Below are 13399 nucleotides of genomic sequence, written 5' to 3'. Positions count from 1 at the left end.
CCGGAAAAGACACACTTTTCTTTACTTAACCCGCCGCGGTGGAGGGGTGAGCAGAAAGACAAAAGCCTCCACTCGATTACGAGTGAAGGCTCTTGTCTCTGTATATCTTTGTACCCCGTACGGGATTTGAACCCGTGTTACCGCCGTGAGAGGGCGGCGTCCTAGGCCGCTAGACGAACGGGGCTTAGAACTTTCATCCGCGCGCTGCGGACTTGTTAAACAATACACTAGACGTGGATAGTAACTGCAAATCGCCCGGTCAAGGCGCTAAATTCCAAGCGCTTTCGCATTTTTTGCCAGTGCGTTTTTAAGCTCCGCTTCATCCATTCTTCGCAGCGCCGCAACTTCGGCGACAGTGTCCCGCAAGGCCGCGACGACCTCTGCAGAAACCACCTCCGCCGCGTAGCCGCTTCCAGGCTCGTGCGGAAGGTCAGTTTCCAGCAAGAGCCTATCGACGGGCACCTGCGACACATAGGCCCGTCCGCGTTTGGTCCGTAGCATGAGCGGATTGACGGAGATGTAGCCACCGGCTCGGATAAGCCTGGTCAGCTCATCGTTGGTGCCACCGAAACGGTGAAAGATGGGCACGAGATTCTGACCGAGCCCTACCCCTTTGCCGGAGTCCAAGCGTGGTTCCAGCAGATCAAGCACCGTATCGGCGCTGCGGACTGTGTGAATGGACAGGATATGCGGCTGGCTCGAAGCTTGGACAGCATCGAGGATGCCGGTGAGGACATGGATTTGAGTCTCGGCGGGAACGTCGTCAAGCCTGCGGGGCGCGAAGTCCAAGCCGATCTCACCGACGAAACGGGTGTGTGGAAGGGCCTCGCGAAATATCTCAAGCTCGCGCTCGTAGTTGCCGTCGATATACCACGGGTGATAGCCGACTGCGGCCATGGGGAGATTTTCGCGCTCTAGCTCGACAAATCCGGAGGGGCGGACTGTCTGCGCGATGATCTCCACGCCTTCCTGCGCAATATCGGCTTTGAAGCACTCGCGCGAAGCCGGTGGCAGGAAATCGTAGTGAAAGTGGGTATCGATGAGCCGCATCATTTTTCCGTTGGTGGCTGGTTTTCGTCGGCCGGACCGCCGATGCGCGGGGCCAGCGGGGTTTCCTCGAACCCGAGCAGACGGCGAATGACCTTTCCGGCCAGCATCTGCCCCATGATTGGCGGTATGTAGCTCATGGTACCGAGGGTTTCCGCCTTGGTACCGCTGCCCTTGTCCGCAATTCTCACTGGCTCTTCGGATGAGTACAGCACCTCAAGACCGCGAATGCGTCGGCGGATACACACCTGACGGACGACCTTCGCCAGCGGACAGACCTTTGTCTTATTGATTTTCGAGAAGGTCAGCCGAGCTGGGTCGAGCTTATTTCCGCCGCCCATAGCGGAAATGAGGTGGACACGATTTTCCGCGCACCACTGCGCGATCTCAATCTTGCCGGTGACATCGTCGATAGCGTCGATGATGTAATCCGGACGCGGGAACTGCTCGAAGGTCTCCGCCAGGTTTTCGCGTGTGAGAAAAATCTGGCGGGCATAGGTCGTACAATCCGGGTTGATATCGGCAACCATCGCCTCCATGACCTCGGCTTTGACCCGGCCAATCGTGGAGACAAAAGCCAGCGCCTGACGGTTGAGATTGCTCGGCTCCACGACATCACCGTCGATCAAGATGAGGTTGCCCACGCCGCCTCGGGCAAGAGCTTCGGCACAACTCGACCCCACGCCTCCGAGTCCGACAACCATGACGGTAGATTCAGCTAACGTTTCTAGCCCCTCCTCCCCTAGGAGAAGCTTCAGTCGTGCGAAACGTTCACTGGTCATAGTCGCCCCTGGTCATAGTCGCCTCGATTCTTAAAAAACAAAAACTCCCCAGCCGACTGACTGGGGAGTAACTTTGTACCCCGTACGGGATTTGAACCCGTGTTACCGCCGTGAGAGGGCGGCGTCCTAGGCCGCTAGACGAACGGGGCTTAGAACTTTGCAGTTAGTGAATACATTCAACAATGAACTTCTTCACTGCTGGCCTACCAGGACTCGAACCTAGAATGACGGTACCAGAAACCGTAGTGTTGCCAATTACACCATAGGCCAATAAAGACTGGCGTTTTCACGCTGTCTTTGTACCCCGTACGGGATTTGAACCCGTGTTACCGCCGTGAGAGGGCGGCGTCCTAGGCCGCTAGACGAACGGGGCTTAGAACTGAATCCAACCCAACTGAGTGAGCGAATTCCGCTGGCCTACCAGGACTCGAACCTAGAATGACGGTACCAGAAACCGTTGTGTTGCCAATTACACCATAGGCCATCGCTGCTGAACGCAACGAGGAATAATATAGCCAATTGGCGTGAACAAGAGCAAATCACCTGGTCAAAGGTTCGTTGTCAAAGGTTCGTTTAAATTCGCGAGTTCCCCACAGCCCACCTCAGCAGTGCGCATAGCTAATGCATAACTAATGCAATGCATATAACTAACGCAGTCCCAGATCGAAAGCCCATTCGATCGCAGCTCAAAGCTGATCCGCCCTTCAGGAGACACTTCGTGGTGAAGCGGCTGGCAAACAGCCGACACACACCAAAAAACCAGACCTGAAAGGCAGGCACCATGACTTCCCCAACAACGACGGCAACATCCGCCCCCATCACGCTCGAGCTGGAGTTCTCCGACATCACGGAGCAAATGAACGGCACCATCGGTCGCGTCATCGGCACTGTCACTATCCGTCAGTTCGCGAAAATCATCTCGGCCCTCAACCTCGACGCCAACCCACGCGTGTCCCCGCACCGGCCGCATCACCGATGCCATCATGGAAACCATCGACACCACGCCGGAGCTCTTCGCCTACAAGTCCAAGGGTGTGCTCCTGGCCTCCACTCAGTTCACCAGTGAAGACAATCTCTACCGCTTCACCTTCAGCAACCGTCGCATCGAAGGCATCCTCGACGGCGGTCACAACTCGCTGGCTATCGCACTGTTCGTTCTGGGCAAGCTCACTCCACCACCTAGCCGCAAAATCAAGACGTGGTCCGAAATGAAGGAGGTCTGGTCGGCGCGTACGGGAGAAATTGAGGAATTGCTTGCCGACGAAAGCCTCACCGAGCTCGATGCCCGTGTTCCGGTAGAGGTACTCGTGCCCGGTGCTCGGGACGAGGACACTGTGCAGGACTTCTCCGATGCTCTGCTCGATATCTGTGCCGCCCGCAACAACAATGCGGAGCTCAAGGCGGAAGCAAAGCTCAATCGCGCAGGCTACTTTGACGATCTGAAGCATGCTCTGCCTCAGGGAATTAGCGACAACGTGCAGTGGCGCACCAACGATACTGGTCGACTAAAGGTGGGCGATGTCATCGCTATGGCGTGGATTCCGCTGTCTTGTATTGACCTGCCGAAGGATGCCGACGGGAAGCAGATTGAAGCACCGACCCCCACCAGCCTCTACTCCGGCAAGGCCAAGCTGCTTGACCGCTTCGAGGATGTCATGAGCTCACCGGAGGTCACTAAGCCCAGCACTGAAAGCATCAATGAGCGCACCGAAGAGGTTGTTCTCTACAACGAGAAGGTCCGCAGCGCATTGAACCTCACGCGTGACTTCATCGATATTTTCGAGCGCATCAACGCAGAGCTACCCGATCTCTACAACAAAAGCGGCGGTAAATTCGGCGGCATCGATGCTGTTGACAAGGCCAATAAGAAGAATCCGCGGACTGGCAAGACTCCACAGAAGTACTCGAAGTTCTACCGCCAGCCCATCGGCTACGCGATTCCAGACGGGTTCATCTACCCGCTCGTGTACGCCTTTGCCGCACCGCTCAAGCAAAACGAGGACGGCACGGTCCACTGGGGAACCGACTGGCACGAGTTCTTCAACAACCACATGGGGTCGCTGGTCAAGGATTACCGCGAAACCTCCATGAATATGCTGAACCGCGACCCGCAGAAGGTGGGCAAGGAAGCGGGCTCTTACACGAACCTGCTTCGCTCAGCCCAGCTCGCGCTCTTTACTGAGCAGCAGTAACAGGAGTGACCTCGAGCGCCTTGCGCAGTCGGCCCAGGCTGCGGCTGCGACCAAGCAGCTCCATGGACTCGAACAGCGGCGGCGATACCTGAGCGCCAGTCACGGCCACGCGCACCGGGCCAAAAGCCTTGCGTGGCTTCAGCTCCAGGTCCTCGATGAGGGCCTTCTGAAGTGCAGCTTCAAGCTTCTCGGTGACGAAGTCCTCTTCGCTGAGCGGCTCCACAGCTGCAATGGTGGCCTCCAGGACAGCGACGGCGTCTTCCTTGAAGTTACGGCGTGCCGAGCGCTCATCGAAGGTGAACTCGTCCTCTTCCACAACTAGGAACTTCGAGAGGTCCCAGGCGTCGGAAAGCGTCTTCACACGGGTCTGCAGCAGCGTTGCCAGGAAAGCGAACTTATCCGCCGGGTAGTCGGCCGGGAAGTCAAAGTGGCTTTCCAGGTACGTGCGCAGACGCTGCTCGAAGTCGTTCGGATCGAGCATGCGGATGTGGTCCGCGTTGATAGCGTCGGCCTTCTTCTGATCGAAGCGAGCCGGGTTGGACAGCACATCGTGGATATCGAAGGCCTTGACCATCTCGTCCATCGTGAAGATGTCCTGGTCGCCGTCCATAGACCACCCCAGCAGTGCCAGGTAGTTCAGCAGACCCTCGCGGATGAAACCGTTATCGCGGTGGATGAAGAGATTGGACTGCGGGTCACGCTTGGACAGCTTCTTATTACCCTCGCCCATAACGAACGGCAGGTGACCGAACTCCGGGGTGAACTTGGCGACACCGATGCGCTTCAGCGACTCGTAGAGAGCGATCTGGCGCGGGGTCGATGGCAGCAGGTCCTCACCACGCAGGACGTGAGTGATCTCCATCAGGGCGTCATCGACCGGGTTAACCAGGGTGTAGAGCGGTTCACCGTTGGAGCGAGCAATGACGAAGTCCGGAACCAGGCCGGCCTTGAACTCGATACGACCGCGCACGAGGTCGTCGAAGACAATGTCCTCGTCCGGCATGCGCAGGCGAATCACCGGCTTACGGCCCTCTGCGCGGAAGGCTTCCTTCTGCTCCTCGGTGAGGTTGCGGTCATAGTTGTCGTAGCCCAGCTTCGGGTCACGACCGGCAGCCTTGTGGCGCTCCTCAACCTCTTCAGCGGTGGAAAAGGCCTCGTAGGCTTCACCGGCGTCGATGAGGCGCTGCAATACATCGGCGTAGATGTCCTTGCGCTGCGACTGGCGGTACGGGCCGTGCGGACCGCCGACATCGATGCCCTCGTCCCAGTCAATACCGAGCCAATTCAGGGCCTCGATGATTGCCTGATAGGACTCTTCGGAGTCGCGAGCGGCATCGGTATCTTCGATGCGGAAGACCAGCTTGCCACCAGTGTGACGGGCATATGCCCAGTTGAACAGGGCAGTGCGGATGAGGCCAACGTGCGGGGTACCGGTTGGCGACGGGCAAAAGCGTACGCGAACATCTGACATGCTTTCCCACGATACCCGCCCTCCCACCTGCAGGCATGCATAGGGTTTGCATAGGGTTACAGAGCCCACTCCCCGGCCACTTCGCCGGCGTATCCGGCGGCGCGCAGCCGCTCAACCCAGCTGCGCAGTGGTGCCTCACCGGTGCCCGGCGCGCCGCGGCCTGGGAAATCGGCAATCTGGACGTGCGCCGGCAGGCTCACTCTTCCGGTCTCCACATCAGCGAGCCAAGCATCCACGTCGACGCCATTAGCTGCAAAATGGTAAAAGTCCGCGAGCACACCAGCACCAGTCTGTTGCGCTAGCTCGTCGGCTTGCCAGGGATCTGTAATGGGATAATCGCTCATCCCGGACAGTGGCTCAATCAATGCGCGAACCCCGCTGAGCTCCAGCTGGGCAGTAATCTCAGTCAGTCTTTGCACCTGCAAGTTCGTTAGCTCCCCCGAGCGCCCCAGCAGCACGTTCGAGCATTTCAGCCCAGTGGCCCGCGCAATCTGGCTCACTGCCTCCAGATGCCCCGCGGGCAGCCCATCCGTATCGAGCACTCCTCGCTGCCCCGCTGCCATGTCCCCTCCCCACAGATTCATGGCATAAAGACCGAGGCTGTCGTCAAAGAGGTCACAAAAAGCGGAAACCTCATCGGGTGCGGGCACTGCGAGGTCAAAAGGCCACCAGAATTCCACGGCCGCGTAGCCGTCGTCACGCGCGGCGTTGACGGCGTCGTGCGGGGACATGTGTGCGTAGACCGTAGAACAGTTAATAATAGTGCTCATGACCAAAACGGTAGTAGTAACTGGTGGCGGCGCGGGCATTGGTCGCGAAATTGCTCTGGCTTTCGCCTCCGATGGCTGGCACGTGCATATCTGCGGCAGGCGTATCGACGCGCTCGAGGCCGTTGCCGCCGAAGCGGACAACATCACCTTCTCCAGGTGTGACATCACCGACCCCGAGCAGGTCCGTGCGATGTTTGAGGACGCGCAGGTAGCTACGGGAACCATTGATGTTGCGGTGCTCAATGCGGGGCTGCCCGGCACGCCCGCAGAGTTCGGAGAGACCGACATTGAGGACTTCCGGGCGGTCATCGATACGAATGTGGTCGGCTCGTACCTATGCGCACGCGAGGCTTTTTCGCGGATGAAGGCGGGGTGCGAGGGGAAGACAGAGCAAGCGGGCGGCCGAATCCTGGTCAATTGTTCTATCGCAGCGCAGGTGCCGAGAGCACACACGGCGGCGTACGCGACGTCGAAAAGCGCGCTTGCCGGAATGACCCACGTGCTTGCCCTCGACGGACGCGAGTATGGCATCACGGCAACGCGCATTGATATTGGCAATGCGCAGACTGACCTGTTGGGGACGTTCACAGGCAGCGAGCCGATGTTCGATGCCAAGCAGGCTGCGGAAACTTTCCTCTACGCCGCGAATCTGCCGGCAGGTGCCGTCATCGATCAGCTTACGATTACCGCTGCGGGTATGCCCTTTTTGGGCAGGGGTTAGCCTGCCCCTTAAACTGGAGCACAACTGGGTTTAGATTGAGGAGGCGGGTTAGGGCTATGTCCATGGAAAACCACCCCTCTCTGGGCGGCGGAAACGAAGAAGAGCAGCAGGAAAAGTCTCACCCGTCGAACGAGCCTGCAGCGACTCCGAAACGTTCGACGCGCTGGGACACGTCCCGCCCAACCACCGCTCCTGATTTTTTGCTCTCCCGTGCGCACGGCTCCATCCGCACGCAAGGTATTGAAGAGCAGATTTCCGACCCCTGGCTCGCGGCCGAGGGACTGCACTCGGGCATTCACAAGATGGTAGTCGGCGCATTGCCCTTCGACTTGGACAAGCCCGCCGCCCTGACCGTTCCCCGGGAAGTCATCCGCTCCTCGCAGCCGCTGGAGCCACCCGCGCACTACCGTTGGAACGCACCGAAGCCCCACGCCAACATCGTCGCTTACGATCCCCCGCTCGACGAGCACGCTGAGCGCATCGCCGCAGCCATCCGCACAATCGAGTACTCGGCGCTGGAAAAGGTCGTGCTCGCGCGCGCCGTGGAACTCGAAATCGATCCCCCGATTGACCCGCTCCTACTCGCATCGCGGCTTATCGACGGATCCCCCAACCGCGATGGCTTTGTCGTGGATCTCTCCCCCGCCGGTTCCGATTATGAGGGCAAGTTGCTCATCGGTTCCTCCCCGGAGATGCTGGTCCGCCGTACGGGCGACATCGTTGAGGCGTTTCCCTTGGCCGGGTCGCTGCCGAGGTCCCGGAATGAAGAGGTGGACCGGGCGTCGGCCCGTCGTTTAGCGGACTCGCGCAAGAACCTAGACGAGCATGCCTTCGTCGTCGACGACATCGCCGACAACTTGGCGCCACTGTGCAGTTCGCTGGATGTTCCGGACAGCCCCGAGCTGATGAGCACCGCCGAGATGTGGCACTTGGCCACGCATATCCGCGGTCGGTTGAAGGATCCGTCGCTGTCCGCGCTGGATTTGGCGCTGGTGGTGCACCCGACACCAGCCATTTGTGGCACGCCGACGGAATCCGCCTTCGGCGTTATTCAGGCCGTAGAGACCAACCGCGGCTTCTACTCGGGCGCTGTCGGCTGGTGCGATGAGAATGGCGACGGTGAGTTCGTGGTCTCCATTCGCTGTGCCGAAATCGACACTGAGGGGTCCGTGGCACGACTATGGGCCGGAGGCGGCATTGTGTCGCACTCCGACCCAGAAGAAGAAGTCACGGAGACCAGCGCCAAGATGGGCACTGTACTCCGCGCTTTTGGAGTTAAGGGCGCTTAAGCCAGGGCGCATAGGCCCTAGCAGCTTAAGCCCTGGCAGCTTAAGCCCGCTCCACAGGGTTGGCCAGCTTGCCGATACCCGGGATCTCAATCTCGATGCGGTCACCCGGGAACATCGCAGCGGTACCGGCCGGGGAGCCGGTGCAGATGACATCACCCGGCAGCAGCGTAATCGAGGCAGTGATGAACTCGATAATCTCCGGGATGGACATAATCATCTGGTTGGAGTTGGAATCCTGCTTGGTCTCGGTAACACCCTCGTGAGTCAGGTGCGCCTTGATCGGCAGCTCGTTGTAGTCCAGCTCCGTCTGGATCCACGGACCAAGCGGGCAGAAGGTATCGATGCCCTTTGCGCGCGCCCACTGACCATCGGCAAACTGCAGGTCACGGGAAGAAACATCATTGACGATGGTGTATCCGAAGATCACATCGTGAGCGTTTTCCTTCTTGACGTTCTTGCACGGCTTACCAATAACCAGTGCCAGCTCGCCCTCAAACTCGACGTTGGTGGCGAAATCCGGAATGCGAATCGGCGCTTCCGGGCCAATGACGGCCGTCGGCGGCTTAATGAACATCGTCGGCGGCAGCGATTCTGCCGACTTCTTGAACACCTCGGCGACGTGGTCAGCGTAGTTACGACCAATAGCGATGACCTTCGACGGCAGCATTGGGGCGAGCAGACGTACGTCGGCAAGCGGCCAGGAACGGCCAGTCTTATTCAGCTGACCGAAAGGGTGCCCTTCGATTTCGTGCAAAGTAACTTCACTGCCTTCGCCCTCAACGAGCGCGAAGCACATGCCCTCTGGGTGGGCGATTCGAGCAATACGCATAAAAATAGGGTACACGTCACATTGCGATAATTATGCAACGACCCCCACTCTCTATACTCTGCGCTCTAAACTCCGCGGGATTCCTGCGCAAGCCACACCAGCGCACAGGCCAGCGCATCGTTGAACGCGTGATGGGCCTTAAAACGGGGAATGCCGTACTTGTCGCACAGTGACCACAACCGCAGCTCATCACGGACCGGCTCACGGTTGGCCCGCAGAATCGCGTCGTACTCACGTGTCATAGTGTCCGCCACCGGCACATCAAAACGCGCATCGAAGTACTTCCGGCACAACGGATCTAGGAAACCAACTTCCATCCGCGCGTAGTGCGCCAGCAGCTTCCGTCCCCGTAGAGCTTCTAACAGCTTGCCGACGGCCACCTCTGCCTCTACCCCGGTTGCGACCATGTCGTCGGTAAGCCCATGCACCGTCGCCGACTCGCCGACGCTCACCTCCTCGCGCTCTGGGCGAATGAGAAGGTGACCCGACTCTTCCAGCACGATGTCGCGGCCTTCGACGGCAACCCAACCGATGGAAAGCAACTGATCTTTGGAGGGATCCAGACCGGTGGTTTCCACATCGACCGCGAGCCAAGCATTGTCGCGGATAGGTGCGTCCAAGAGTTTCTTGCGGGGTTTGAAAAACTTCAACATTGCGCGCTCACGACATCGCCCGGATGGGATACTTCGCCCCGAGGCTCTGCTGCAACTTGCGGATAACACCAAACGCATCACGCAGGTGTTCTCGTTCCAAGCTGGAGAGACGCTTCGGGTAGATGTGGTTATTCGGCTGCTCGCCAGCGTTGAACTGGGCCTGCTGGTGATGAAGCTGCACCGTGCACAGGAACTCGAACGCATCCGCCAGATCCTGCGCACCCTGACGGCTCACGCTTCCGGCACCCGCACTCGCCGCCAAGCGTTCACGCGTGGACAGCTGCGGCAGCCCGGCCGCCACAGTAAATAGGCGCGCCATCTGCACCACAGCAGCAGTTCCCCCCTTCTTGATGTCCAGGGTCTCTGCGTGCTCGCCGCCCTTCTCCAGCACCAGGCCACGGAAGAAGCCGAGCGGCGGCTCCCGCCAGGCCGAGAGCTTGGCCAAGTGCGCGTGCAGGCGCTGCGACCCCTGGGCCAGCGGTAGGTAGGCCGCGCGCAATTCCTCTACCAGTTGCACATCGCCCGCTACCGCTCGCATGTCGAAGAAGGTCTGTGCATGTAACAGCGCCTCCGCCTCCGGTGCGGTAATCCACCCGTGGAACGTGCGCAGCCACTGCGACTTGGTCATCCTCCACGCAGGATTGCTGGCCATCATGTCCCCTGGACAGAGCGGATAACCGACTCGGTCGAGGTTGGTGCAAATCTCGTCGCTAAGCGCGGCGAAATAGTCAGCATGAGCGTCGGCGTCGTAGTCGTCGGCGAGAACAAGCGCATTGTCCTGATCGGACGCGAGCCCCATCTCCCCGCGCCCATGCGAACCCAGTACCGCAAAGGCGTAGCTGACTGGTGGCGGCCCAAGCTTTTCCTCCGCCAGCGCAACCAGGCGTCGGGTGACAGCATCGGCCACGGCAGTCAGCAGCTTGGCGACCTCCTCCCCCGAATCACCTCGGTCAATAAACCGGCCGACAATCCGCCGCGCGTTCTGAGCAACCTCCGCAATCTCCGAGATATCGCTCTTCCGCGCCAGCGTCGCCGTCGCGTACACGGGATCGGTGTGCAGACTGCGCAGCAGGTCACCAATGACAATCATGCCGACCACTCTCGTCCCGTCGTGCACCGGCAGATGATGGTAACCGCGCTCAGCCATCAGCAGCATGGCCTCGAAGACCAGCAGGTCGGGACTGATAGTTTCCGGGTTCCCGGTCATCACTTCGCTTACGAGACTCTCCGCCGGCTTGGCTTCTGCCAGCACTCGACGACGGAGGTCACGGTCAGTGATGATGCCGACGAGCGAGCTCTGGTTGGCGCCTGCAGACTCCATCACGAGCAGACTGGAGACATTCCGCTCCGTCATAATCTGCGCCGCCTCTTGTACTGTCGCATCAGCACTGCAGGTCACCAGCGATGTTTCCATCAGGTCCGCAACCCGTGTGCGCAACGACTCCGATGCCGCAGTACTCCGCAGCTTCGATGCCACTGCGCGAATGCGCGCGTTTTCACCGCCGTAATAGCGCCGGACCTCTACGAACTGGTCATTGAGCTGGTCAAAGACCTCCTTGGAGATCACCAGGAATACGCAGTCCTCCACTGCCGTCATCGTGTACAGCGAGGGGTCACTGCTCAGCAGCGTCGAATAGCCGAAATGATCTCCCACATCTCGCCTGTCCAACAGCGTGCCAGCTGGGTCAAAGAGATCCACCATGCCGGAGCGAATAATGAAACAGCTGTTGTTATCCGCACCCGCCCGGATAATCTCCGTTCCACGACGGGCATAGCGCATGGTCAAAAGCGGTGGGATAGTCGCGCGCTCTTCATCGTTGAGGTCCGAAAAGGGGCGAGTATGGCTGAGGAAGTCTGCGATTTCCGCAAGCTCGACGGTCATGGGGTCAATTATCCCCTATTTTTGCTCCCAATAGGACTGATTTGCGGGAATACTCGACCTTATGACCAATTCCACACACAGCGCTTCAATAAATCCCGAATGGCCGCTCGACGCCCACATCCTCGGCAGGATGGACAAGCTCGCGGCACTCGTCGCCACGCTTGACGACGACACCTTCAATGCAACCCTTCCCATCCCAGCCATTAACTCCCTGGCCGTGCTGTTACGACATGTGACCGGATCCGCGAGGTTCTGGCTCGAGCGCGTCTGCCTTGGGCGTGATTATGTCCGTGATCGCGATGGGGAGTTTTCTGCTCATTGCAGTGTTTCGGAAGGGCTGGAGATTTACCACCGTGACCGCGCGGCCATTGAATCCGCGCTGGTGGAGTTGCAAGGCGTGGACCGCGCTGGTGCTCCTGCTGTTATTCCTACCGATAAGGACCGTTGGTGGTGCGGCAGCATCGAAGGCGTGATTGTGCATGTCTTCCACGAGGCGGCTCAGCACCTGGGACATGCGGAGATTACGAGGGATGCGCTAGTGGCAGGACTGGGAGGGGATGATTCCGATAACGGCGCAGGAAGCTCATCCCCATACCCCCTTGACACCATCATCGATGTACTTCGCCAGGTCGGACATGCGTCGGACTTCATCGAGCACACCGCCGACGGTAAGACTCACATCACTACCGTCGATGGCAAAACTGTGATTGCCTAGCCCTCTCCCCCCCCCTATTTTTTACTGCGCTACTTCAAAGCAGCAGCAATGCGGTCGCCAACCTCAGCGGTCTTGATCGGGCCACTACCGCGAGTAGCCATGTCAGCTTCCACAGCAGCCTCGATGCGCTGAGCGTCTTCCTCACGACCCAGGTGGCGCAGCATCATGGCACCCGACAGAATGGCTGCGGTCGGGTCAGCGATCCCCTTGCCAGCAATGTCGGGAGCGGAGCCGTGAACGGGCTCAAACATGGACGGGTTGGTATTAGAGGCGTCAATGTTGCCGGACGCCGCCAGGCCGATACCGCCCGACACTGCACCAGCCTCATCAGTAATGATGTCGCCGAAGAGGTTGTCGGTGACGATGACGTCGAAACGCGAAGGATTAGTGACGAGGTAGATCGTCGCAGCGTCGATGTGCGAGTAATCGACATCTACCTCTGGGTATTCCTTAGCGACCTCATCGACCGTGCGCTGCCACATACCGCCACCGTGCACCAACACATTGGTCTTGTGGACAAGGGTCAGCTTCTTACGACGGGTCATAGCCAGCTCGAAGGCGTAGCGAACAACGCGCTCAGCACCGAAGCGGGTATTGACGGAGGTCTCGTTGGCAACCTCGTGTGGCGTGCCGACGCGAATCGCACCGCCGTTACCGGTGTAAGCACCTTCGGTTCCCTCGCGGACGACCACGAAATCAATTTCGCCCGGGTTCTTCAGCGGTGACTCGACACCCGGGAAGAGCTTGGAAGGACGCAGGTTGACGTGGTGATCCAGCGCGAAGCGCATCTTCAGCAACAGGCCGCGCTCGAGAACACCCGGAGGAACGTTCGCCGGGTCACCGATAGCACCGAGCAGAATAGCGTCGTGCTCACGCAGGGAGTCGAGATCGGCGTCGGTAAGCAGTTCGCCATTGCGCAAGTAGCGACGCGAGCCGAGGTCGTACTCGGTGGTGTCGAACTCGCCGATAGCAGCCTTGAGCACCTTCAGCGCCTCTGCCGTAACTTCCGTGCCGATGCCATCACCCGGGATGACGGCGATCTTCAGCT

At 59.4% G+C, this 13399-nt stretch carries 13 protein-coding genes and 5 tRNA genes; 5 read left to right on the top strand and 13 right to left on the bottom strand.

The window, feature by feature from the left end; translation table 11 throughout:
• Nucleotides 1–111: 111 nt before the first annotated feature.
• The 7 genes from HMPREF2751_RS06935 to HMPREF2751_RS06905 form a co-directional block, all read right to left on the bottom strand.
• Nucleotides 112–184: transfer RNA gene (locus HMPREF2751_RS06935), tRNA-Glu, on the bottom strand.
• Nucleotides 185–267: 83 nt separating this feature from the next.
• Complete coding sequence (locus HMPREF2751_RS06930; protein ID WP_246823183.1) at nt 268–1053, bottom strand: TatD family hydrolase; 786 nt, start codon at nt 1051–1053, stop codon at nt 268–270.
• On the bottom strand, nt 1050–1829 hold the full coding sequence (locus HMPREF2751_RS06925; RefSeq protein WP_048735404.1) for a tRNA threonylcarbamoyladenosine dehydratase: 780 nt from the start codon (nt 1827–1829) through the stop codon (nt 1050–1052). The genes HMPREF2751_RS06930 and HMPREF2751_RS06925 overlap by 4 nt, the downstream gene beginning before the upstream one ends.
• 76 nt (nt 1830–1905) lie before the next feature.
• Nucleotides 1906–1978: transfer RNA gene (locus HMPREF2751_RS06920), tRNA-Glu, on the bottom strand.
• A gap of 49 nt (nt 1979–2027) precedes the next feature.
• A tRNA-Gln gene (locus HMPREF2751_RS06915) sits at nt 2028–2099 on the bottom strand.
• Between the two features lie 30 nt (nt 2100–2129).
• Nucleotides 2130–2202, bottom strand: a tRNA-Glu gene (locus tag HMPREF2751_RS06910).
• A 39-nt stretch (nt 2203–2241) separates the two neighbouring features.
• Nucleotides 2242–2313: transfer RNA gene (locus HMPREF2751_RS06905), tRNA-Gln, on the bottom strand.
• 297 nt (nt 2314–2610) lie between these two features.
• On the opposite strand from HMPREF2751_RS06905, the gene HMPREF2751_RS10805 reads away from it, so the two are divergent.
• Nucleotides 2611–2895: a hypothetical protein gene (locus HMPREF2751_RS10805; RefSeq protein WP_168163230.1), complete on the top strand. Its 285-nt coding sequence runs from the start codon at nt 2611–2613 to the stop codon at nt 2893–2895.
• Nucleotides 2813–4021, top strand: coding sequence for a hypothetical protein (locus tag HMPREF2751_RS06900; RefSeq protein ID WP_070595745.1), 1209 nt, complete (start codon nt 2813–2815; stop codon nt 4019–4021). Before HMPREF2751_RS10805 ends, HMPREF2751_RS06900 begins: the two co-directional genes overlap by 83 nt.
• On the opposite strand, the gene gltX is transcribed toward HMPREF2751_RS06900, so the two are convergent.
• Entirely contained in the window at nt 4005–5492 is a 1488-nt protein-coding gene (gene gltX, locus HMPREF2751_RS06895) for a glutamate--tRNA ligase (RefSeq protein WP_070595744.1), read from the bottom strand. The two genes, HMPREF2751_RS06900 and gltX, sit on opposite strands and share 17 nt — an antisense overlap.
• A gap of 56 nt (nt 5493–5548) precedes the next feature.
• Nucleotides 5549–6262, bottom strand: coding sequence for a TIM barrel protein (locus tag HMPREF2751_RS06890; RefSeq protein ID WP_241482426.1), 714 nt, complete (start codon nt 6260–6262; stop codon nt 5549–5551).
• Here HMPREF2751_RS06890 and HMPREF2751_RS06885 point away from each other — a divergent pair.
• Nucleotides 6261–6983 carry an SDR family oxidoreductase gene (locus HMPREF2751_RS06885; protein WP_070595743.1) on the top strand — a complete coding sequence of 241 codons (723 nt, stop codon included), beginning with the start codon at nt 6261–6263 and terminating at the stop codon, nt 6981–6983. The genes HMPREF2751_RS06890 and HMPREF2751_RS06885 overlap by 2 nt on opposite strands.
• 56 nt (nt 6984–7039) lie before the next feature.
• Nucleotides 7040–8272, top strand: coding sequence for an isochorismate synthase (locus HMPREF2751_RS06880; RefSeq protein ID WP_049172114.1), 1233 nt, complete (start codon nt 7040–7042; stop codon nt 8270–8272).
• Nucleotides 8273–8312: 40 nt separating this feature from the next.
• Here the strand turns inward: HMPREF2751_RS06880 and HMPREF2751_RS06875 are convergent, their stop codons facing one another.
• The 3 genes from HMPREF2751_RS06875 to HMPREF2751_RS06865 form a co-directional block, all read right to left on the bottom strand.
• Nucleotides 8313–9101 carry a fumarylacetoacetate hydrolase family protein gene (locus HMPREF2751_RS06875; protein WP_049172137.1) on the bottom strand — a complete coding sequence of 263 codons (789 nt, stop codon included), beginning with the start codon at nt 9099–9101 and terminating at the stop codon, nt 8313–8315.
• A 65-nt stretch (nt 9102–9166) separates the two neighbouring features.
• Nucleotides 9167–9754, bottom strand: coding sequence for a 3'-5' exonuclease (locus HMPREF2751_RS06870; protein ID WP_048735364.1), 588 nt, complete (start codon nt 9752–9754; stop codon nt 9167–9169).
• A 7-nt stretch (nt 9755–9761) separates the two neighbouring features.
• Nucleotides 9762–11636: a DUF294 nucleotidyltransferase-like domain-containing protein gene (locus tag HMPREF2751_RS06865; RefSeq protein WP_070595742.1), complete on the bottom strand. Its 1875-nt coding sequence runs from the start codon at nt 11634–11636 to the stop codon at nt 9762–9764.
• A gap of 61 nt (nt 11637–11697) precedes the next feature.
• On the opposite strand from HMPREF2751_RS06865, the gene HMPREF2751_RS06860 reads away from it, so the two are divergent.
• Nucleotides 11698–12351, top strand: coding sequence for a mycothiol transferase (locus HMPREF2751_RS06860; RefSeq protein WP_070595741.1), 654 nt, complete (start codon nt 11698–11700; stop codon nt 12349–12351).
• A gap of 29 nt (nt 12352–12380) precedes the next feature.
• On the opposite strand, the gene HMPREF2751_RS06855 is transcribed toward HMPREF2751_RS06860, so the two are convergent.
• Nucleotides 12381–13397, bottom strand: coding sequence for a 3-isopropylmalate dehydrogenase (locus tag HMPREF2751_RS06855; RefSeq protein ID WP_101687711.1), 1017 nt, complete (start codon nt 13395–13397; stop codon nt 12381–12383).
• Nucleotides 13398–13399: the final 2 nt, after the last annotated feature.

It is taken from the genome of Corynebacterium sp. HMSC063G05 (assembly GCF_001810555.1).
Lineage (GTDB): Bacteria > Actinomycetota > Actinomycetes > Mycobacteriales > Mycobacteriaceae > Corynebacterium > Corynebacterium jeikeium_D.
The sequence above is the reverse complement of the archived record's forward strand: the minus strand, read 5'-3'. Positions and strand labels throughout refer to the sequence as shown.